Below are 20,502 nucleotides of genomic sequence, written 5' to 3'. Positions count from 1 at the left end.
ACAATTGACGACCGGCATGTCTTGAAATTGCGATCGCGACTGTCACGCTGAAGCGGCGGCGGCACGAGAAGCAGGCATGGCAAACCGGCCGACTGCACGTCGCGGAGCATTCCCGCGTGCCCGCAATCGGCCGCCGCGCGCGCCTACGATCGGACAATCAGACTCCGTGCAGATCGCCCGGTTGCGTCGAAAAGTGCATCGCGGCGAATCAGATAACATACAGGCCGCCACCTTTCCACGATCAAACCGACGGAGTGTTTTCAGTGATTCAACCGACCCCTGTATTCAAGGACAACCTCGCGCAATTGCCGGCCATCGACGGCATCGCGCGCATCGATCTCGTCGACGCGAACGGCGACGTGGTCGCGACCATCGAGAACCAGCCCGGCAAACAGGGTTCGCTCGCCGTGTACAACTATCTGCAGCAGGCATTCGGCACGCTCGACGCGAAAGCGGCCGAGCACGGCCTCGCCGTGTTCGCCGAACATACGGCCGACGCACGCAACCGCCCGGGCGCGCACCCGAACGTCGATCGTCTGCTGGCGATCGTCGACGGCGGCGAAGCGCTGCGCATCGACGTCATCGCGAAGGGCTGAGCAAGCGGCGGAGCGACGATACCGGGCATCAAGGCGCGGTACGTTCCTGCATCTCGTCGACCGACGGAGGTGCGTGCGGCATCGTCGTTCCGGCTGTAGCGCCGTCGCGCCCCGTCTTGCCGGCTTGCCGCGCTGATGTCGCCAAGGACACATCTCTTTCGTCGAGCACATGCCACGGCCTGCTGCTTGTCGGCATGCTCGATGAAAGGCGCAATCCCACCCATGTCTCGACGCACGCACGCGCTCGCATTTGCACATGCAATAACGGCGCTGCGCACGGGTCATCGTCATCGCGAATCGCTACTCCGATTCAGTCTCCCGAGAAGATCGCTCGCGATACCGGCGCCGAATCGCCCCGCCATCCCTCTTGGGCGGCAAATTCCTTGCAACACATCACATAGCGCCTGCCGCTGAAGCCGCATGCCGTCCCGGCATCGCGAGATGCTGCCGCCGAGCCTCTACCAGGCAAGGTACAGATGGGTGATGGCCAGTCTTCCTGCTCGTCGCAGAAATAGCGTGGTCGCCCAAGCGAAATATCCGTGGCCCCGGATCGCAGGTCGTCAACACCATTGCTTCCGAAACGACGAGCGCGTAGCCGTCGATTTGATCCATACGGTTCCGGACTGGCGGCACGAGCAACGAGATCACGGCCACGAGGAAGCGCACGGGGCTAGCCGGGCAGTGCTCCCCGGGTTGTGCATGACCGGAGGTGGCGCCCCGTGCTGAGGTCGCGCCAACGTCACCATCAAGAAATTCTTGATCCCGTGTCGCCTCTGCCCGAGGCAGCTCAACGCCGCGGATTGCAGATGCCACACGCACGCGTCGACGCGTCCGCCGGCGAGGATGCGTTGTACGCGTCAAATCGATCGAGGCGGGATTCGCGAGTATCTCATTCAACCGGATACGCAACCAGATCGCGTCCATCTCGAATTCACGGACAAAAAAAACACCGCCCACTTGAATAGGGCTTTATAAAAACAAGTAAAAAGTCTGAGAAAGATGATTTTTCCTCTTCGCCCGACATAAATTTCGGAAAACTCCATCGACGAATTCAAGCCAGTCATATATTCCGGAATACGTCGCCACCGATCGCCCGCCCGTCCTGCCCGTCCTGCCCGTCCTGCCCGTCCTGCCTGCCATCTCCGGCATTCGACCGTCTCAATGTCAAATCCTTCTGACAATTAAAGTAATCCCCCTCAAACCACCCCAAAAAATCTTTTTTCGTACTTGTACTACGAAATAGCAATACAACTTCGGACACATCCAATTCAAATAAACACCCCCTCAACAGTACCATTGCACCAACTCTTCCAAAGAGTTAACACCCTTCCTTTAAATCACGTTGAAACGGAAACATCATGGCTCTCAACAAAAATATTCTCGCTATCGCCGCGGCAGCGGCCACGTTCGCGGCAGCGGGTTCGGCTATGGCCGCCGACGGCACCATCAACTTCACCGGCGCGATCACGACGGCATCGTGCTCGCTGACGGGCGGCGCAGGCGCCAACGTGTCGCCCGGCGCCGGCGGTCAGAGCATCGCAGTCAACCTCGGCACGGTGAGCGCGGATTCGATCGGCAACACCGTTGGCGGCGGCGTCGCTGCAGGCACGCAGATCAACCTGAACCTCGACTGCGGCAACACCGGCACCGGCCTGACCACGGTCAAGATGAAGTTCGATCCGGCCACGGGTACGGGCCTCGACGGCAAGAACAACAAGCTGCTGAAAGTCTCGGGTGACGCGGAAGGCGTCGGCATCGGTCTGTACGACAGCAACAACAAGTTGCTGAACCTGGCTGCCAACGAAACGTTCGACGCCCCGCTCGTGAAGGGCGGCCCGGACGACGCGCCGACCTACACCGCCGCGCTGAATCTGCGTGCCGGCTATGTCGCGAACGGCGCAGCAATCAAGGCCGGTGTGGCAAACGGCACGCTGCCGTTCACGCTGACCTACGAGTAAGCACCTCTTCGGGCGACGCGCCGGGTCACGGTCCCGTCGCCCTTCTCACTTTTCAATTCCATCATGAAACGATCACTCATTGCCGGGCTGGTCGCGGCCAGCTCGCTATTACCCTATTCCGGCGCATCGTTCGCCGGCATCTCGTTGAATGGCACGCGCGTCGTTTACACGGCGCAGAGCAAGGAAGCGTCCGTTCTCGTCAGGAACCCGTCGAAGCAAGACGTGATGATTCAGTCATGGCTGGAATCGGACGACCAGAAAAGCGATCTGCCGTTCGCGATTACGCCTTCGCTGAGTCGCCTTGGCGCCGAAAAGCAGCAAACGCTTCGGATCTTCTACGCCGGCCAGGGTTTGCCGACTGACCGCGAATCCGTGTTCTGGCTCAGCGTGCAGGAAATTCCGCAGAAATCGGATGGCGATAACACGCTGCAAGTCGCGGTGCGCCAGCGCATCAAGCTGTTCTATCGGCCGGCCAACCTCGCCAGCAAGCCCGAGGATGCCGCCAAGCAACTGCAATGGCGCTGGCGCGCGGCGGGTGGCAAGTACGGCATGGAGGTCGTCAACGCCTCCCCATATTACGTATCGCTGGTCAGGGCAACGCTCAATAGCGGCGCGCAAACGCATTCGATCAATACGGAAATGATTCCGCCGCAGTCGACCCGTCAACTCAGCGTCAAGAACTACAACGGCCAATCGCTTGCACCAGGCGCCAAGGTCAACTTCGAGTCGATCAACGACTTCGGCGCGACCGAAGAGAACAACGCAACAGTCTCCAACTGACAACGCATTCCGTCAGCTTCAGCTTCGAGTCGCTCGATAGAAATTCGCATTACTAATTTACTGGAGGCGCGCATTCCTGAAATCAGGGCAGGTAGGAACGGCACGCGATCAAGGTCAAGGCATGGATACCACTGAAAAGAAAATCGATTTGCGGGTAGCGGCATGCCAGGGAGCTACCTGTCTGGTGGCGCTGGGAAGTCTCGTTGCGGCAACGACCGTTCAGGCGGCAGAGTTCAACGAACTCTTCCTCAAGAAAGGGGACGCACCTGTCGAGCTCAAATACCTCGAACAGGGTAGTTCCGTACCGCCCGGCACGTACGACGTCGACGTGTCGCTGAACCAGCAGCCCGGCAAGCGCGAATCGATCGTCTTTCAGGCGAACGGCGGCGAGGTCAAGCCCGTCATCACACTCGGCCTGCTCAAGGCGCTCGGCGTGGACTCGCAGCGGCTCGAGCGGGAAAACAGGATTCCGGCCGGCCTGCAAGACGACGCGGTGCTGAATCTCGCGGAGATCGTCGACGGCGCGTCGGCGGATTTCGACGTCGGCACGTTGTCGCTGAACATCAGCATGCCGCAGGCCTACGTGCCGGGCCGGTCGCGCGGCTACGTGGATCCGTCGAAGTGGGACGACGGCGTAGTAGCGGCCTACAGCAACTATCAGGCCAATTTCAGCCATGACTCCGACTCCGGTTACAACAGCTCCTACTATTACCTCGGCCTGCGCAACGGCTTCAACGTCGGCGGCTGGCGGCTCAGGAACGAATCGGCGCTAACCGGGCGCCGCGGCGCGAAGTCGCAGTTCACGTCGAACCGTACCTACGTGCAGCGCGACCTGCGCGGTATCAGAGGCACGCTGTCGGCAGGCGAACTGTATTCGGCCAGCGAAATCTTCGACAGTTTCCGCTTCGTCGGCGTGCAGGTCGGCTCGGACACCGGCATGCTGCCGGACGACGAGGTCGGTTTCGCGCCGGTCGTGCGCGGCATCGCGCAAACCAACGCGGTCGTCGAGGTGCGTCAGAACGGCTACGTGATCTACTCGACCACGGTCACGCCCGGCGCATTCGAGCTGAAGGACATCTATCCGAGCGGCTCCAACGGCGATCTCGAAATCTCTATCACCGAATCCGACGGCAGCGTCCGGCGTTATACGCAGCCCTATTCGTTCCTGCCCGTGATGATCCGGCGCGGCTCGGTTCGCTATTCGTTTTCCGCAGGGCAGTATCGCGGGGTCGGCGAAGTCCGCCCGAAGTTCGCGCAGGGCACGGTGGTGTATGGCCTGTCCGACAACTTCACCGGCTACGGTGGCCTGATCGGCGCGCAGAACTATGCCGCGATCGCGCTCGGCGTCGGCTTCAACTCGCGGCTCGGCGGCATTTCGTTCGACATCACGCATAGCCAGTCGAACGCGCCGGGCCGAAAAGCGAACGGGCAGAGCTTCCGGTTCCTGTACTCGAAGACGCTGGCGGCCACCGACACCACGTTCACGATGGTCGGCTATCGGTATTCGACCGACGGCTTCCGTACGCTGAGCCAGCACGTCGACGACATGAGCAACCGGCAAGGCGACGGCGTGCGACGCCAGAAGAGCCGTGTCGACCTGAACATCAACCAGTCGCTCGGTCGCAACGGGTCGGTCTATGCGAGCGTCGGCGAAACGAGCTACTGGAACCGCGGCGGCACGAGCCGCAACATCCAGCTCGGCTACAGCGGCTCGCTGAAGAACCTCAGCTACAGCGTCGCGCTCGCGCGCACGCAGGACACGGGGCCGTTCGGGCGCACCGACAACCAGATTTCGGCGACGGTCAGCATTCCGTTCGGCAGCAGCGCACGCGCGCATCGCGCGTACTCGAACGTCACGGCGTCGACGCGCGGCGACGTGAGCGTCCAGGCAGGCGTATCGGGCTTCCTGAACGACAGGAACACGGTCAACTATTCGGTACAGGGCGACTACCAGAAGGGCAACGGCGGCTCCGGCGGCGTGGGTCTCGGCTGGGATACGCCGATGGCGAAACTGACGTCGAACTACACCCAGTCCGGCCACGGCAAGCACGTCGACGTCGGCGCAACCGGGTCGATCGTCGCGCATCGCGGCGGCGTCACGCTCGGCCAGCCGGTCGGCGAGACGTTCGCGATCGTCGAGGTGCCCGGCGTGAAGGGCGCACGCTTCGCTTCGTCGTCGACGGTCAGCACCGATCGTCGCGGTTATGCGGTGCTGCCTTACGCGCAGCCGTACCGGTACAACTGGCTCAACATCGACACGGAAAGCCTCGGCAACGACACCGAGATCACCGAGAACGCAAAAACGATCGTACCGACGCGCGGCGCAATCGTGAAAGCACGCTTCGCCGCGGAAACGGGCCGCCGCATCCAGTTCGACGTGACGACGACCGACGGCAAGAAGGTGCCGCTCGGCGCAACCGCTTACGACCAGAACGACAAGGTGCTCGGCATGGTCGACAACGCATCGCGCGTGCTCGTTTTCGGCGTGAAGGATCAGGGGCGCCTGTCGATTCGCTGGAGCGAAGGCTCGTGTGAAGGCAATTACGCGCTGCCGCAGCAGAACAAGGCGCTCATGTACGAGCGTGTTGCGATGAGCTGCCGCATGGCCGGCCGGTAACGCGAAGCGGTGATCGTGCACAGATGCTCGGTACATCCTGCAAGCCCGGCGCACACGACAACGAACACTTGAAAGGTATACGAATGCGCAACACGATCTTCTCTGTCATTTTGTTTGGCGCTGCGGTCTCGCCGGCCCTTGCCATGTCGGCCTCGGATTGCGAGTGGGGGAACGGAACATCTCTCGCGGGTAATATCGCTATGTACTACGTTAACGGTTACTCCACCCCCGAATTCAATCCATCGGTTCCAATCGGCACCGTACTCGATTCGAGAACAGTCTCCGCATCGGGACTAAGCAATACTCTTTCTTGTAGCCAGATCGCCGATACCATACTCCACGGACGATTATTCGGAACAGCAGAACCCGTATATAACACTTATCCGACTACCATTCCTGGTGTTGGGGTGCGCATTCGCTTTTCGAATAACAAAAATTGGCTCCCATTCACTGTCAACTGGGGTACATCGATGATCAATATAAGCACCTCATCCTTGATCATCGAATTCGTCAAGGTCGGCCCGATCACTGCAGCGGGAACGTTGAAGGGCGAACTCGCTGGAAGTTATGTGAATGGAACGATTCAATACAGGTCGATCCGCATCCAGGGCGGGATCGAGATCAAGCCGAAGGTGCCGACCTGTTCAGTCGCGACCAAGCAGATCGCCGTCAAGATGAGTCCGACCGGCAACGACTTTTCGTCGAAAGACTTCAGCGGCGTCGGTAGCACTACTCCCGAGCGCGACTTCAGCATTCAGTTGAATTGCACGGGCGGTGACCTAGGCACATCGACCAACGCATACGTGACGCTGACCGACAACTCCAATTCAGGCAACCGCTCGAATCGGCTGTCGCTCACACCGAACTCCGAGGCATCGGGTGTCGCAGTCCAGATTCTGAGAAACGGGTCTCCGCTGAATTTTGGTCCGGATTCCAGCGCCCCGTCGAACCCCAATCAGTGGAAAGCCGGAAACATTCCGCAAGGACAGGGGGTATTCACGATTCCGTTGACCGCGCGCTATATCCAGACCGGCACGTTGAAGGGCGGGACGGCAAATGCGGTTGCGACGTTCACGATGAGCTATCAATAGCGGGAAGGCAGCGAACGGCGTGCATGGTGCATGGCACCTGACTGGGCAGGATCGCTCGAAGCGAGCGTTCGATCGCATCCCGCCTGCCGGTTCGCTCATCGCGCCCTCTGCACGGCCAGTCAGCTCAACGCCCGTTCATGCCGCAAACGGCCTGGGTGTGGCTTGCGCTTCGCAGCACCGCTCGATACACGGCGCAACAGCAAACAACAACAACTGGCCCCTCCAGGAATCCCGGCTACCTCATAACCCGTGGAGCCGCACGCGCACACGTGCCCCGCCGGCCAACGTCCGCTCGTCGAACTCGACACGACCGATCATCCGCTGTCGATTGACCTCCACAACGAGATGCCCGCCGAACGCGCGCAGGCGCTGTTCGAGAAGGTGCTGCATCAGGACAGATCGGCGCACTGACGTCGCCGTCTCGCGCATCGCGCGCCACCGAACCGGGCGTACGCGTGCCCCATCGTGACACCGGCGCGGAAACCCGCGATCATCGCGGTTGCCTGTTCTTTCCTGGAGACCATCCACATGCCTCGCATGACTGTCCAGCTATTTGCCCGCCACGTCGCATCGATCGCGGCATTTGCATGCGTGGCGCTCGGCGGCGCTGCGTCGGCCGAGACGCTGCGGACGGCCTCCGATATCGTCGGCGCGTCGCTAGTGCCGCTTGGCGCGCTGCCGCACTCGCCGGAGAACGGCACGCTCGATGCGTTTTGCGCGCGATATCGTGCGAAGACCACCACCGCGGCCGGCCGCGACGTCGCGAGGCTCGGCTGGATCGTGACGTCGGAAGCGCCGCTCGGCCGCTACACGGTCGTCACGTTCGCGAGCGGGTTCAAGCCTGGGACGAGCGCGATCTGTTTTGCGCGCAACGCAAACATCGGCGTCTTCGACGGCACGACGCTCGTCGCGCTCGGCTACACGGCACGCGCGGCCGGCTGGCAACTCGGCTCGGTCGAGTCGCTGGAAAGCGGTGCGCTGCTCGTCTGGGGCGGCGATGGTCCGTCGGCGCCCGTCGGCGAGCTGCGCGAAGAGCATGGCGGCTTGCGGCTGACCGCGGTCGCCGCGGAGCGCACTTATTGTCACGGCCGTGCGGTCGTGCCCAATGTGTACGGCAAACCACTCGACAAGGCGCGCAAGATCCTGATCTCGCACGGCTGGCAGCCGCTGCGGCCGCACGAGAAGCCGGACCCGCTGGACGGCGCGGCGACGCTCGCGAAGCACGGGATCATCGAAGCCGAAGCGTGCTCGGGCACCGGCATGGGGTATTGCGCGCTGCGATACCGGAGCGCGGCCGGCGTGCTCGGCGTGACGACGGCCGGCGGCGAGCCGGACACGCCGTCGGCGAATACCGTGATCGATTATCAGGTGGCGTGCCGAAAGCAGTAAACGTCACGGAGCGGTGCGTCGGTGCGTGTGTCTGATTCACGCGAGACGGCGCGGGATACCTGCATCGTTGCATCGAAATCGGAGCAAATCCGTTGCCGGGCGGCTGCGTCGGCACATCGAATCATCGGCCTTTCGGGCGATTGACCCGCACCGCCCCCCCTCTTAAACTGACCTCCCTTTCACGCCTCCCCGGCACAAAAGGACTTCCATGATCGACCTATCCACGCTCGCGCTGTTCTCCGGCGCATGTCTCGCGCTGACCGCCACGCCCGGCCCCGACATGCTGCTGATCGCGTCGCGCAGCGTGAGCCAGGGGCGGCGCGCGGGGTTCGCCACGCTCGCGGGCATTCAGGCCGGCACCTACTGCCACGCACTCGCGGCCGCGCTGGGCTTGTCGCAGCTCTTCGTCGCAGTGCCGATCGCGTATGACGCCGTGCGCTTCGCAGGCGCCGCGTATTTGCTGTATCTCGCATGGAAGACGTTCCGTTCGGATGCGACCGCGCTGTCGCCCGTCGCGTCGCCACGCCGCCACTCGACCGCGACGATCTTCCGCCAGGGCCTGACGACGAACCTGCTGAACCCGAAGATGGCGCTGTTCGTGCTCGCGCTGTTTCCGCAGTTCGTGCACCCCGAGCACGGTTCGATCGCCGTGCAGATTCTCGTGCTCGCGACGGTGCTGAACCTGATCGGACTCGCCGTGAACGGCGCGGTCATTCTTTCCGCGAGCCGGCTGAGCCAGCGGATCGGCGCGCGCCGCCGGCCGTCGAAGTTGCCTCAGTATCTGCTTGGGTCGGTGTTCGTCGGATTGGCCGCACGGCTTGCGGTGGCGGGGCGGCAGTAGTCGCAGCCGCCGCCCGATTCAGGTGTCACCCGAACGGCCACGTTCAGGCCCGTTCTCGACACACCCGCGCGTATCCGCCACCACCCGCAACGCGTCGCTCCCGAGCAAGCTCGCCGGCGTCACCGTGCGACGCCGCCACGGAATCCGGCCGAGATACCAGATCCTCCAGAAACCGAGCGGATGATCGAGATTCCGGCGCAGCAACGTGTCAAAGGTCTCGACGTCGCCGAGCACGATCTGCGTCGCATCGCGTACGACTTCGCGCACGAACCGCGAGCAGAACTGCCGGCGCGACGCGAGATTGAAACCCGTGTCGTACACCACACCGGTCCGGCGCATCGCCGCGTCGACGAGCCGCCGCCGCTGCTCTGCATCGAGCGGCTGCTTCAGCCGCGCGATCACGCACGCGCCGCGATCGGAGCGCGCAAGAAATCGCGACATCGTCGTCACGCGCGATAGCGGGAACGTGCTCTCGGCAACGAGCGGTTCCCCGTCGCGCTCGCCGACGACAATGCCCACGTGATTCGTCCATGAACGCGTCGCGTTCGCCACTTCGAGAAACGGCCGCACGGTCACGCGGATGAAGACGATGTCGCCGATCTCCGGCTCGGCCGGCAACGGCCGTTCATTGCGACGGGAAGCGCCGACGGAGAAGAAACGCCGCCAGTCCGCTCCGGGCGAGCGGATCATGAGCGGCTGGCAGCCGGTGTCGACAACCATACTGACCTCGCGCGAGTGATGATGGCGCGAGCATGTCAGCCGCGGCCGGGCTCCGCATCCGCTTCGTGTGCGAGGCCAGGTATTCGCGCCGCCCGGTGGCGGATTTCGATACCGGCGTGAATCAGCGCGCGGGCGCGGCTGCCTTCAGCGCGTCGCGCCCAGCGCCACGCGCAGCCGTTCCATCAACTGCGTGTAGTGGCGCAGCACGTCGTCCCTCGGCACGACATTCGCCGTCGCGAAACGGTCGGACCACGCTGGTTTCCACTCATACGAGCCGTGCACGCTGCGGTCCCCATCGGGCGCCTGGATCAGCGAGCGGATCCGCGCATCGCGGCCCGGGCCCGTATGCATGTCGAACAGCGCGTGGATATACGTGTGATACGCGTCGTACACGTCGTCGTCGAACAGGTAGCGGTAGATGTGGAACGTACGGTCGAGCTCGCGCTTCGCGCGGATCACGTCGTCCGGCGAGATGTCCTTCCAGTAGCCGATCCACGTGTAGAAGCACAGCAGCGCATTGAGCTGCGGCGCGACCGCGTCGTACAACGCGAGCCGCTTCTCGATCAATCGCTGGTTGGTCCATTGCACCAGTTCAAGGCGCTTCAGCCGGCGCGCGACGAGCCAGCCGAGACACGCGACCGACAACGGCGTCAGCACGCCCAGCACGAGCTTGACGATTTCCAGCGAATTCCACGGATTGTTGATTGGCTGCATGAATGGCCCGACAAGAAGAAACGCATCCGCGCCGGCGCATGTCCCGGCGCGCAGCGCCGCCCGCCCATTTGCGTCGACATTGACCGTTAGTTGCTTGCGCATCGAACGTCGCGCGACAACACGGGCGACATGCCCGAAGCGGCGCGATGCGTCAGTCTATCGGGCGATTGTCACCGAGCCGTGACCGTTCGTCGACCCGTCGTCGTGAGTCGCCGCGCCCGCGTCGCGTTACGTCGGCAGCGCCGACGTCAGCTTGACCTTCTGCATCGGAATGTCCGTCTTCACGCTCAGCACGCCCGGGATGCGCGTGAGGGTTTCCATCTGGAAGCGCCGGTAGTCGTCGATATCGGCCGCGACGACGCGCAGCAGGAAATCGCAGTCGCCCGCCATCAGGTGGCATTCGACGACTTCCGGCATCTGCTGGACGGCGTCGGCGAAGCGGTTCACCGATTCCGCGTCCTGCCCCTTCAGCCACACGCGCGTGAAGATCGTCAGGCCCTTGCCGACTTTCGCGGGATTCAGCACGGCCACGTATTTCTCGATCACGCCGGCTTCCTCGAGGAGCCGCACGCGCCGCAGGCACGGCGACGGCGACAGTCCGACCTCGTGCGCGAGCTCCACGTTCTGCATGCGGCCGTCGCGCTGGAGCGCGCTCAGGATCCGGCGGTCGATGGCGTCAAGTTTCATTTGGCATCCGATTCCAAGAAATTCCCAAATCCTTCGTTCGATGCCAAATTCTCCGAAAATCATGGCCACAACGCAACCCGATTCGAGTCAAAAAAGCAGACAATTCCTCCCCCGAAGGAGGAGTAATGAGCAGTAGCGTTTCAACGTCGTCAGGGCTTCGCGACAAGCCCGCCTATGTCGCCGAGATGGGTCGCGGATTGCGCGCGGCGCTGCCCGTCATGCTGGGTTTCGTGCCGTTCGCGCTGGTGCTGGGCGCGCAGGCCGCGCAGAAAGGGCTGAGCCTGTTCGAAGTGCCGATGATGACCGGCATGAACTTCGGCGGCGGCTCGGAATTCGCGGCGATCCATCTGTGGACGTCGCCGCCGCACATCGCGCTGATCGTCGCGATGTCGTTCCTCGTGAATTCGCGCCACATCCTGATGGGCGCTGCATTCGAGCCGTATATCCGCCGCCTGCCCCGCCGCCGCGCGTTCTTCGCCCTGTTCTTCATGTGCGACGAAAGCTGGGCGATGTCGCTCGCCGACGCCCGGGCGCGCTCGGCCACGCACATCAGCGTGCCCTATTACGCGGGCATCTGCGTGGGGCTCTACCTGACGTGGATCTCGATGACCACGCTCGGCGCGGCGGTCGGCCCGACGATCGGCAACGTCGAGCAGTACGGCTTCGACATGGCGTTCACGGCCGTCTTCCTGGTGCTGCTGCGCGGGATGTGGAAAGGAATGCGCGCGAGCCGCCCGTGGTTCGTGAGCCTCGTCGTCGCGGCGGCCACGCACCTGGCCGTGCCCGGCGCGTGGTACGTTGCGGCCGGCGCCTGCGCGGGGCTGATCGCCGCGCTGCTGTGGGAGCCGCGCGATGCCTGATTTCCCGGATGTCAGCACGGTCGCGACGATCGTGCTGATGGCGTCGACGACTTACCTGTCGCGCATCCTCGGCTACGTGCTGCTGCGCAATCGCACGCTGAGCCCGCGCATGGCATCGGTGATGGAGAACGTGCCCGGCTGCGTGCTGATCTCGGTGATCGCGCCGGCCTTCGTGTCGACGCGCCCGGCCGACCTGCTCGCGCTGGCCATTACGCTGATTGCGGCGACACGCCTGTCGATCCTGCCGACAGTCATCGTCGGCGTCGTGTCGGCCGGCCTGCTGCGGTACCTGCTCGGATAAACGCGGGTAGCGCGGGTAACGCGGCCCCGACCCGCCGTATGGCCGGTCTGTCGAACCCGAGAACGGGCGCACGATGCGCCCGTTTTCGCATGCGCGCACGGTGCAAGGCACCGCGTGGCACGGCAGGCGTCGCGACGGGATGCTAGCCTTGCGGGTGTACCCGCGATGCCCTCTCCCCTCATTGCCTACCTGCGAGGATCGTCCCGATGCAAGAAACCCGCCCGCTGTTCGATCGTGTCCTGCTCACCAACGACGACGGATTCGACGCCCCCGGCCTTGAAGTGCTCGAACAGGTCGCCACGCAACTGGCGCGCGAAGTGTGGATCGTCGCGCCGGCGGAAGACCAGAGCGGCACGTCGCATTCGCTGAGCCTGCACGAACCGCTGCGCGTGCATCGCAAGGGCGAGCGCCGCTTCGCGGTGCGCGGCACGCCCGGTGATTGCGTCGCGATCGCGATCAGCCACCTGATGAAGGATGCGCGGCCCGACGTCGTGTTGTCCGGCGTGAATCGCGGCGCGAACCTCGGCACCGAAACGGTGTTCTCCGGCACGGTCGGCGCCGCGATGACGAGCATGCTGGTCGGCGTGCCGGCCATCGCGCTGAGCCAGGCCTTCACCGATCGCAATGCGGTGCCGTGGGGCACCGCGCTTGCGCTCGCGCCGGACGTCATTCGCCGGCTCGTCGCCGCCGGCTGGGACAGCGACGCGTGCCTCAACGTGAATTTCCCGGCACGGCCGGCCGACGACGTGCGCGGCCTGAAGGTGACGAACCAGGGGGCCGGTACGCTGCAGGGCGTCGAGATCGTGTCGGGCCGCGATCCGCGCGAGATCGACTATCACTGGCTGAAGCTGGCCCGCGCGCCGCGCGAGGACGACCCGGATTCGGAAACGGTCGCACTCGGCGAAGGGTATGTCGCCGTCACGCCGCTGAAGTTCGAGCGCACGCACGACCAGGCGCTCGCGCAACTGCGGTCGCGACTCGGCTGATCCGCGTACGCGGGCAGAAACGCGGTCGCGGCAATCGCGTGCATGATTCTCGCGCGCGGCTGTCCGGCCGCGACATTGCATCACGACATCACCGCATCGCCACAACACCGCGGCGCTGTATCCCCACATCACTTGCATCACTGCATCACCGCATCACCGCATCACCGCATCACGTCAGGTTCATCCCCCCGTCGAGCATCACGATCTCGCCCGTCACGTAATCGGACGCGACGAGCATCGCGACCGTCTGCGCGATGTCATCCGGCGCCGCCGCCCGCCGCATCGGCGCGCGCTCGCGCCAGAGCTGCTGCGCGTCCGTCCAGTCGGCCGTGAGCGGCGTATCGACGAGCCCCGGCGCGACCGCATTGACGCGAATCGCCGGCGCGAGCGTGCGCGCGAGCAGCCGCGTCGTGTGATTGAGCGCCGCCTTCGCCGCCGCATAGGGAATCGACGCGCCCTTCGGCCGCACGCCCGCATGCGAACTGACGTTCACGACGCACCCGGCCCGCCCGTGCGACGCCGCCTCGCGCAGCGCGGCCTCCGCTTCGGCGACGAGCCGGAATGGCGCGATCACGTTGATCTCGTGCATCTCGCGCCACACGTCGGGCGTCGCCGCGGCAAGGTCGTCATGCGGAATCACGCGGCTGACGCCCGCATTGTTGACGAGGACGTCGAGCCGCCCGTGCACGGCCAGTGCGTCGCGGATCAGCCGCACGCGTTCGGCATCGTCGGCGAGATCGGCCTGCACGTAGGCCGCGCCGAGTTCGCGCGCCATTGCGCGCCCCACGTCGGCCGAACTGCGCGAATGCAGGATCACCGCATAACCGTCCGCCGCCAGGCGGCGCGCGATCGCCGCGCCGATTCCCGACGTCGATCCGGTGACGAGCGCGACCGGCCGATGCAGCCGCGACGCGCGCGGCTCGGCGAGGGTTTCGGTTTCAGGTTCCGTTTCGGGAATCGGGGCAGAAATCGGCGGAAGCGGCGCGTCCATGTCGGGGAACCCTGTCAGTGGCGTTCCCGCATCATAAGCGCGACGACGTCTCCCAGACGCGAAAGTCACCGCGGCCACCACGAGGGTCGCTCCGGCGAAGCCGAATCGGCCGGCCATCCAGCCGGCCGGCAACGCGCGGATTGCACAGCCGAGATCGCATCAGAACCGGTACACGCTCGGCGAGCGAGCGCGCCCGCCTGCCGGGCTCGGCCGCATCGGACGCATCGGACACGGCGGCAATCAGGCCCGGACAGACCATCGCCGTGCCGAGACCGGGCAACACGCTCGCCACGAGCCGCCAGCCATCAGCCATCAGCCATCAGCCGCCAGCGCAACCGCCCCGTCAGCGCGGTCGGCGCACGCCTTGCCGCCCGCACCCGCATCCCGGCGACGATCAGCCCATTGCTGCCCCAGCAGTCGCTCAGCGGCCCGGTGACGATCCGGCAACTGCCCCACACGGCCAGATAAGACGGCCACAAGGATGCCGATCCGCTCGGAACCGGCGCCGCCGGATGAAGCCATTCGGCCCGCGTCGCGGCGGGCCGCTTGCTGTTGCCTGCTGCTACTTCCCTGCCAACGCCAGCGAAGGTGCGAGCGCGCTGTTCGGATCCTGACCGTTCCACTGGCTGACCCAACCATCGTTCGGCGTCGCCCCCATCACGAAATCGAGCGTGCCGCCGGCCTTCATCTCGTCGTACGTGATGTACGGCCGATGCAGCGGCACGCCGTTCAGGCTCACCGACTGCACATAGCGATTGACCGACGACGGCGCGCCGCCGCCGGCCGTGTGCGCCGTCACGGTGAAGCGCCGCGACTTGCCGAACTTCAACGCACCGCCGTCCCCGCCGCCCGATGCAACCGGGATGTCGATCGTCGCTTCCTCGAACAGCGGCGTGCCAAGGTAGAACACGCCGCCCACCGGATTCAGCGAATAGATGCCGAGCGCGGACAGCACGTACCACGCGGACAGCTGCCCGCAGTCGTCATTGCCGGGAATGGCCGAATCGCGCACGCGGCGTGGGTCGGCCAGCGCGGCCTTCAGGCTGTCGCCGCTCAGCAGCGCGCGATCGCCGGCCGTCAGCGTCAGCGAGTACATGTCGTCCATCACCGTGCGCACGCGGTCCTGTGTCTTCGACGGCATGCCCGCGACGTCGTACAGGTACGGCAGATGGTTCGCCGGCTCGTTCCCGGCGAAGAACTGGCCGCTGCGGCCGGTCAGGTCCGGAAAGCCCTGGTTGCCGAGGAAGGTCAGCAGGTTCGCCGGATCGAACGTGCGATCGAGCTGCGCGATGAACTGGCTTTTCCCGCCGAGCAACGCAACGAGCCCCGGGAAGTCGTGGAAGATGTTCCACGTATCGATCCACGCATTCGATTCGGAGAAGTCCGTCTTCTCCGCCGCCGTCGGGTCGAAGCCCGCCACCCAGTTGCCCTGCGCATCCTTCGGCTGCGAGAACTTCCAGCCGTTGTTCAGCGTCGGGTTGAACACGTTCCGGTAATTCTGGCTGCGCTGCAGGTAGGGCCGGTAGTCGGCCGTGCTCTTGCCCGCCGCCTTGCCGACCGCGGCCGTCGCCCAGTCGTCGAACGCATAGTCCTGCGTCGTCGACACCGATGCGTTGTCGCCCGCGACCACGTAGCCGCGCTGGCGGTACTGGTCGAAACCGTGCGCGCTCGCGCCCTGCGTGGTGGTCAACGCGGTCCAGATGTCGTCGATGCCCGCGCTCGTCAGGTGCTTCAGGTACGCATCGGCGATCAACGGGATCGACGGGTGGCCGGCCATCGTGAAGGTTTCCGTTTGCGCGAGCGGCCACACCGGCAGCTCGCCCTTGCCGTTCTGCCTGAACTGCGTGAGCAGCGACTTGACCCAGCCGTCGACGCGCTCGGGCTGCACCAGCGTCATCAACGGCGACTCGGCACGGAAGGTGTCCCACAGCGAGAACGTCGACGAATAGTCGAAGCCCGGATTCGCGTGCTTGCTCGTCGTCGGCGGCGACGTCGTGCCGTCGTTGGTCGAATCGGTGCCGACGTAGCTGCCGTCCGCGTTGTTGTAGACGGTCGGCGCGAGCATCGTGCGATACAGCGACGTATAGAACATCGTCCGCTGGTCGGCGCTGCCGCCCTTGATCCTGATCCGTCCGAGCGCGTCGGCCCACACGCGTTCGGCCGCGCCGCGCACCTGGTCGAACGACTTCGCCCCGACTTCCGCGGCGAGATTGGCCTGTGCATCCGCGATGCTCGACGGCGAGATGCCGACCTTCACCGTAACCGCGCCGCTGTCGTTACCGTCGGCGAACGTCAGGTAGGCCTTGAAGCCGTCGGCGCTGAACGCGACGTGTTTCGTATCGAACGGCTTCGAGAAACGCGCGACGAAATACGTCGGCTTGTTGTTCGCCCAGTTGTTCGTGATCTCCCAGCCGGCGATCGTCTGCGCGTCGATGACCTGGATCTTGCCGCTCGCAGTCGAGCCGCCGATCGGGTTGTCGATGCTGACGATCATGCTGCGCTTCTGCGCAGCCGCGCTCGGGAAATACGTGTAGCGATGCACGCCCGCGTGCGCGGTGGCCGTCATCTCCGCGAGAATCTTCGCGCCCTTCACGTTCCACGGCGTGTTGCCGCTGCCGACCGGCGCCATCTTCACGCGGTAGTAGCCGGGGCTCGCGGTTTCGTCGTCGTGGCTGAACGACGCGTTGTACGTGATCGACGCATCGGCGGCCACCTTGGCCAGCGTCGCGGTGTCGACCGGCGCCAGCGTCGGTAGGAACCGCACTTCGCCGCCCGAGCCGATACCGGTTCCCGACAGGTGCGTGTGCGTGAAGCCGGTGATGAGCGGATCGTCGTACTGATAGCCGGACGTGCGATCCCAGTTCCACGGCAGCGTGTGGGCGCCGCCGGTCGTGTCCGGCCCGAGCTGCACCATGCCGAACGGCACGGTCGCGCCCGGATACACGTGGCCGTGGCCGCGCACGCCGCTGCCCCAGTCCGCGTTGATGTCGAGGTTCGCGGTGCCGATCATCGGATCGACGCTGCGCAGCAGCGATCGCTTGCCCGCGCCGCCGCTCTCGCCCTGGTCGTTCTGATCGCCCTGGTCGTTCCGGTTGCCCTGCGCGTTCGACATCTGCGCGAGCACGCTCGCATCCGTCGAAGCCTGATCGCCCCCGCACCCCGACAACACGGCAAGGCATCCGATACCCACCACATGACGTAGCTTCATCCGTTCGTCCCTCCCTCTCTCTCTCTGCGTCGATCCTGTCGGCAAGAACCGCTCGTTGATCTTCTCGACCGTTACGGCGCGCCGGCCGCCTGCGGGAACGACGGCATCGCGGATGCGTCGGTGCCCCACGTCGCCGTGCTCGCGTCGGCCGTCATCGAATACGACAGCTTTCCGCCCTTCGCGATGTGCTCGAACGGCAGCCACGCGGTCGGGTAAGGTGCGCCGTTCAGCTTCAGCGACTTCACGTAGAACGACGCGGCATCGCCCGAACCCGCCCCCGGCGCGACGATGTGCAGCAGGCGGTAGCTGCCGTCCTGCTGCCCGACGCGCACGACGATCTTCTCGAACTGCGGGCTCGACAGCGCGACGCCGCTCACGCCCGGCACGACCGGGTAGAGACCGAGCGCGGCCCACACGTACCAGCCCGAGATCGCGCCGAGATCGTCGTTGCCGGGCAGCCCGGCCGCACCGGTGCCGAACTCGTTCGCGAGCGACGCGTGCAGCACACGCTGCGTATGCGACGGCGCGCCCGCCCATGCATAGACCCACGGCACGGCCATCGTCACTTCGTTGCCGACGTAGAAATACGGCTGCACGGTGCCGATGTTCAGGTGCGTGAAGAACGCGTCGAGCCGCTTGACGACCGGTGCGGCGCCGCCGGCCTGCGCGATCACGCCGCCGAGATCGTGCGGCACGTACCACGTGTACTGCTCCGAGTTGCCTTCCATGAAGCCGGTGCCGTCGGTGACCCACGCGCCCGCCGCCGCCTTCGGCTGGATCGCGTTCCTGTCGAACAGGTTCTGCCAGTTGCCGCTCGACTTCAGCAGCGTGCCGGCCGTCGCCGTATCGCCGAGCGCCGTCGCGAAGCGCGACACCGCGAAGTCGCGCACCGCATATTCGAGCGTGTTCGACGCCGTCTGGTTGTCGCCCGGGCCCGACGACGGCACGTAGCCGAGCCGGTCGTAATCCGCGCGGCTGCCCATCACCGGCGTGCCGGCGCATGCGGCGCCCGGTGTCGTGCTGCGCTTCATGATCGACAGCGCGGCCTGCGTGTCGAAGTTCGTCGCGCCGAACGCATGCGCGTTCGCGACGATGATCGAGCCCGCATCGCCGGGCATCACGGCTGTCTCGGTATTGAAGTACGCCCAGCGCGGGAACGCGCCGCACGCTTTTGCATCGAGCACGAGCGACTGCACGATGTCGCTGGTCCGCACCGGATCGAGCAATGCCTGAAGCTGCATGAACGAGCGGTCGATGTCCCAGCCGGAGAAGTTCGCGTACATCGTGCGGCCTTTCTCGACCTGACGGGTCGGCGCGGCCGATGCGCCGTTCGACGCGTAGAAGTCCGGATACTGGCCGTTCACGTCGTTGAACACGTTCGGGTGCAGCGACGCGTGATACAGCGCGGTGTAGAACTTCGTCTTGTCCGCGTCGCTGCCGCCCGTGACCTGGATCGCGTTCAGGCGCGCGTTCCACGCGGCGCTCGCCGCGCGGCGTACCTTGTCGAAACGCCAGTTCCGGTTGCCCTGCGCATCGGTGCCCGGATTCTCGGCGAGCAGGTTCGCCTTCGCATTCGCTTCGCTGACGAACGAAATGCCGAGCTTCATCATCACGTCCGGGTGCTTGCGGTCGACATTGAACGTCAACGCCACGGGGCTGTCGTTCGACAGCGCCGGCTTCACCGCGAACGGCTGGCTGAATTCCGCGTAGTAGTAGACGGGCACCGCATGCCCGGCCCAGCAGAATCCGCCGCCCGCGATCGTGCCCGACAACGCGCGGTCGCCGACCTGGCTGATCGTGTCGCCCGTCGAGCCTTGCGCGCGGTTGTTCAGCACGGTCGGATCGATCGCGATCGTCGCCTGCTGGCCCTGCGCGAGTGCCGGATACGTGAAGCGCGCGAAGCCGGTGCGCAGCGTCGTCGTCAGTTCCGCCTTGATGCCGTTGCCGAGCGTGACGCCGTAATAGCCGGCCTGCGCGGTTTCGTTCGCGTGGCTGAAGCTGGCGGGGGTGCCGGCGCCGCCGGGCGCGAGCTGCGGCATCACGTTCAGGTAGCCGCCGTTCGCCCAGCAGCCGGTGCCGCTCAGGTGCAGGATGCTGAATGCGTTGATCGACGTGTCTCCGTACCAGTAGCCGCCGGAGAAGCCGGAGCCGTCGCCTTTGCGGCTGTCGTACTGGGCGGTGGGCGTCATCGGGCTCCACTGCATCATCCCGAACGGGACCGTCGGCCCCGGGAACGTGCCGCCGCCCAGACCCGAGCCGACCGGGTCGGCCGGCTGGTCGATCGCGTAGTCGGTGCCGATCAGCGGATTGACGTACTGAACGACGCGAATGTCGGCGTTCTTTTTCGATGCTGCGTTGCCGTTGTCGTTTCCATTGCCGTTGCCACCGTTGCCGCCGTTGCCGTCTTCGTTGTCTTGCGACTGCGCCGCGGCCGACAGATTCGAAGCGGCTGCCGACGGCGAATCGCCATCGCCCCCGCACGAAGCCAAGCCAACACAAAGCGCCAGCAGCGCCGCTCCCAACCCCCAGTTCCTCGACATCGCCTGTCTCCGTTTCGTTCTTGAATCAAGCTGCTGGTTCGAACTACTGAGCTTTAAATCAGGAATCTTTTCGTGACTTGTCGCGTACGCGGTCAATCGGTCGAAACTGCCGGACGCGTGTATTTATTTCCGTACCCGGATGCCCGAAAAAGACGCGCCGGCAGGTCGAAATGCCGGCACCCGGGAATGGACAATGCGCACAAGCGTGCCCAAATAAACGTGG

General features: G+C 65.0%; 17 protein-coding genes and 1 pseudogene. 11 read left to right on the top strand and 7 right to left on the bottom strand.

All coding sequences use genetic code 11. The features are described 5' to 3' along the window. Positions 1–263: 263 nt before the first annotated feature. From ABY44_RS05470 to ABY44_RS05435, 8 genes are all read left to right on the top strand, one after another. Positions 264–596 (top strand): DUF2322 family protein, encoded by a 333-nt coding sequence (locus ABY44_RS05470; protein ID WP_059696126.1) that lies wholly within the window; start codon positions 264–266, stop codon positions 594–596. Between the two features lie 1,358 nt (positions 597–1,954). Next, entirely contained in the window at positions 1,955–2,554 is a 600-nt protein-coding gene (locus tag ABY44_RS05465) for a fimbrial protein (protein WP_059696129.1), read from the top strand. A 63-nt stretch (positions 2,555–2,617) separates the two neighbouring features. Next, positions 2,618–3,334 (top strand): fimbrial biogenesis chaperone, encoded by a 717-nt coding sequence (locus ABY44_RS05460; protein WP_059696131.1) that lies wholly within the window; start codon positions 2,618–2,620, stop codon positions 3,332–3,334. Positions 3,335–3,455: 121 nt separating this feature from the next. Beyond that, the gene (locus ABY44_RS05455; RefSeq protein WP_059696133.1) at positions 3,456–5,951 is read left to right on the top strand and encodes a fimbria/pilus outer membrane usher protein; all 2,496 of its coding nucleotides are present in this window, start codon (positions 3,456–3,458) and stop codon (positions 5,949–5,951) included. An 83-nt stretch (positions 5,952–6,034) separates the two neighbouring features. Then, positions 6,035–7,042 (top strand): fimbrial protein, encoded by a 1,008-nt coding sequence (locus ABY44_RS05450; RefSeq protein ID WP_226182801.1) that lies wholly within the window; start codon positions 6,035–6,037, stop codon positions 7,040–7,042. 249 nt (positions 7,043–7,291) lie between these two features. Beyond that, the gene (locus ABY44_RS05445) at positions 7,292–7,453 is read left to right on the top strand and encodes a hypothetical protein (protein ID WP_155637989.1); all 162 of its coding nucleotides are present in this window, start codon (positions 7,292–7,294) and stop codon (positions 7,451–7,453) included. Between the two features lie 117 nt (positions 7,454–7,570). Then, entirely contained in the window at positions 7,571–8,431 is an 861-nt protein-coding gene (locus ABY44_RS05440) for a PASTA domain-containing protein (RefSeq protein WP_060174187.1), read from the top strand. Positions 8,432–8,639: 208 nt separating this feature from the next. Then, the gene (locus ABY44_RS05435) at positions 8,640–9,272 is read left to right on the top strand and encodes a LysE family translocator (RefSeq protein WP_060174186.1); all 633 of its coding nucleotides are present in this window, start codon (positions 8,640–8,642) and stop codon (positions 9,270–9,272) included. An 18-nt stretch (positions 9,273–9,290) separates the two neighbouring features. On the opposite strand, the gene ABY44_RS05430 is transcribed toward ABY44_RS05435, so the two are convergent. The 3 genes from ABY44_RS05430 to ABY44_RS05420 all read right to left on the bottom strand — a co-directional run bounded on the left by ABY44_RS05430 (position 9,291) and on the right by ABY44_RS05420 (position 11,393). Continuing rightward, the gene (locus ABY44_RS05430; protein ID WP_060174185.1) at positions 9,291–9,992 is read right to left on the bottom strand and encodes a YebB family permuted papain-like enzyme; all 702 of its coding nucleotides are present in this window, start codon (positions 9,990–9,992) and stop codon (positions 9,291–9,293) included. 144 nt (positions 9,993–10,136) lie between these two features. Beyond that, positions 10,137–10,706: a hypothetical protein gene (locus ABY44_RS05425; RefSeq protein WP_060086065.1), complete on the bottom strand. Its 570-nt coding sequence runs from the start codon at positions 10,704–10,706 to the stop codon at positions 10,137–10,139. Between the two features lie 228 nt (positions 10,707–10,934). After that, positions 10,935–11,393, bottom strand: coding sequence for an Lrp/AsnC family transcriptional regulator (locus ABY44_RS05420; protein ID WP_006749370.1), 459 nt, complete (start codon positions 11,391–11,393; stop codon positions 10,935–10,937). Positions 11,394–11,518: 125 nt separating this feature from the next. On the opposite strand from ABY44_RS05420, the gene ABY44_RS05415 reads away from it, so the two are divergent. The 3 genes from ABY44_RS05415 to surE all read left to right on the top strand — a co-directional run bounded on the left by ABY44_RS05415 (position 11,519) and on the right by surE (position 13,540). Beyond that, positions 11,519–12,253, top strand: a complete 735-nt coding sequence (locus ABY44_RS05415; protein ID WP_059696142.1) for an AzlC family ABC transporter permease — start codon at positions 11,519–11,521, stop codon at positions 12,251–12,253. Then, positions 12,246–12,554: an AzlD family protein gene (locus ABY44_RS05410; RefSeq protein WP_059523777.1), complete on the top strand. Its 309-nt coding sequence runs from the start codon at positions 12,246–12,248 to the stop codon at positions 12,552–12,554. The genes ABY44_RS05415 and ABY44_RS05410 overlap by 8 nt, the downstream gene beginning before the upstream one ends. A 206-nt stretch (positions 12,555–12,760) precedes the next feature. Further along, complete coding sequence (surE, locus tag ABY44_RS05405) at positions 12,761–13,540, top strand: 5'/3'-nucleotidase SurE (RefSeq protein ID WP_060174184.1); 780 nt, start codon at positions 12,761–12,763, stop codon at positions 13,538–13,540. Between the two features lie 169 nt (positions 13,541–13,709). Here the strand turns inward: surE and ABY44_RS05400 are convergent, their stop codons facing one another. The 4 genes and pseudogenes from ABY44_RS05400 to ABY44_RS05385 form a co-directional block, all read right to left on the bottom strand. Further along, positions 13,710–14,531 (bottom strand): SDR family NAD(P)-dependent oxidoreductase, encoded by an 822-nt coding sequence (locus ABY44_RS05400; protein ID WP_060086062.1) that lies wholly within the window; start codon positions 14,529–14,531, stop codon positions 13,710–13,712. 14 nt (positions 14,532–14,545) lie between these two features. Further along, positions 14,546–15,038 (bottom strand): annotated as a pseudogene (locus tag ABY44_RS05395) (MFS transporter); the annotation flags it as partial. A 55-nt stretch (positions 15,039–15,093) separates the two neighbouring features. Next, a complete protein-coding gene (locus ABY44_RS05390; RefSeq protein ID WP_060174183.1) occupies positions 15,094–17,739 on the bottom strand; it encodes a GH92 family glycosyl hydrolase in 2,646 nt (881 codons plus the stop codon). A 71-nt stretch (positions 17,740–17,810) separates the two neighbouring features. Further along, positions 17,811–20,279: a GH92 family glycosyl hydrolase gene (locus ABY44_RS05385; RefSeq protein WP_060174182.1), complete on the bottom strand. Its 2,469-nt coding sequence runs from the start codon at positions 20,277–20,279 to the stop codon at positions 17,811–17,813. Between the last annotated feature and the right edge of the window lie 223 nt (positions 20,280–20,502).

Origin of the sequence: Burkholderia sp. ZZQ-2, from assembly GCF_050768715.1 — a bacterium.
Classification (GTDB): domain Bacteria; phylum Pseudomonadota; class Gammaproteobacteria; order Burkholderiales; family Burkholderiaceae; genus Burkholderia; species Burkholderia cepacia.
This window is presented reverse-complemented; position numbering and strand designations above follow the sequence as displayed.

Bases quoted from the DNA above. Each gene is read 5' to 3' on its own strand.
- ABY44_RS05425 (WP_060086065.1), bottom strand. From the start codon at position 10,706: ATGCAGCCAATCAACAATCCGTGGAATTCGCTGGAAATCGTCAAGCTC.
- surE (WP_060174184.1), top strand. From the start codon at position 12,761: ATGCAAGAAACCCGCCCGCTGTTCGATCGTGTCCTGCTCACCAACGAC.
- ABY44_RS05415 (WP_059696142.1), top strand. From the start codon at position 11,519: ATGAGCAGTAGCGTTTCAACGTCGTCAGGGCTTCGCGACAAGCCCGCC.
- ABY44_RS05390 (WP_060174183.1), bottom strand. From the start codon at position 17,739: ATGAAGCTACGTCATGTGGTGGGTATCGGATGCCTTGCCGTGTTGTCG.
- ABY44_RS05430 (WP_060174185.1), bottom strand. From the start codon at position 9,992: ATGGTTGTCGACACCGGCTGCCAGCCGCTCATGATCCGCTCGCCCGGA.
- ABY44_RS05410 (WP_059523777.1), top strand. From the start codon at position 12,246: ATGCCTGATTTCCCGGATGTCAGCACGGTCGCGACGATCGTGCTGATG.
- ABY44_RS05460 (WP_059696131.1), top strand. From the start codon at position 2,618: ATGAAACGATCACTCATTGCCGGGCTGGTCGCGGCCAGCTCGCTATTA.
- ABY44_RS05400 (WP_060086062.1), bottom strand. From the start codon at position 14,531: ATGGACGCGCCGCTTCCGCCGATTTCTGCCCCGATTCCCGAAACGGAA.
- ABY44_RS05455 (WP_059696133.1), top strand. From the start codon at position 3,456: ATGGATACCACTGAAAAGAAAATCGATTTGCGGGTAGCGGCATGCCAG.
- ABY44_RS05450 (WP_226182801.1), top strand. From the start codon at position 6,035: ATGCGCAACACGATCTTCTCTGTCATTTTGTTTGGCGCTGCGGTCTCG.
- ABY44_RS05440 (WP_060174187.1), top strand. From the start codon at position 7,571: ATGCCTCGCATGACTGTCCAGCTATTTGCCCGCCACGTCGCATCGATC.
- ABY44_RS05385 (WP_060174182.1), bottom strand. From the start codon at position 20,279: ATGTCGAGGAACTGGGGGTTGGGAGCGGCGCTGCTGGCGCTTTGTGTT.
- ABY44_RS05420 (WP_006749370.1), bottom strand. From the start codon at position 11,393: ATGAAACTTGACGCCATCGACCGCCGGATCCTGAGCGCGCTCCAGCGC.
- ABY44_RS05435 (WP_060174186.1), top strand. From the start codon at position 8,640: ATGATCGACCTATCCACGCTCGCGCTGTTCTCCGGCGCATGTCTCGCG.
- ABY44_RS05465 (WP_059696129.1), top strand. From the start codon at position 1,955: ATGGCTCTCAACAAAAATATTCTCGCTATCGCCGCGGCAGCGGCCACG.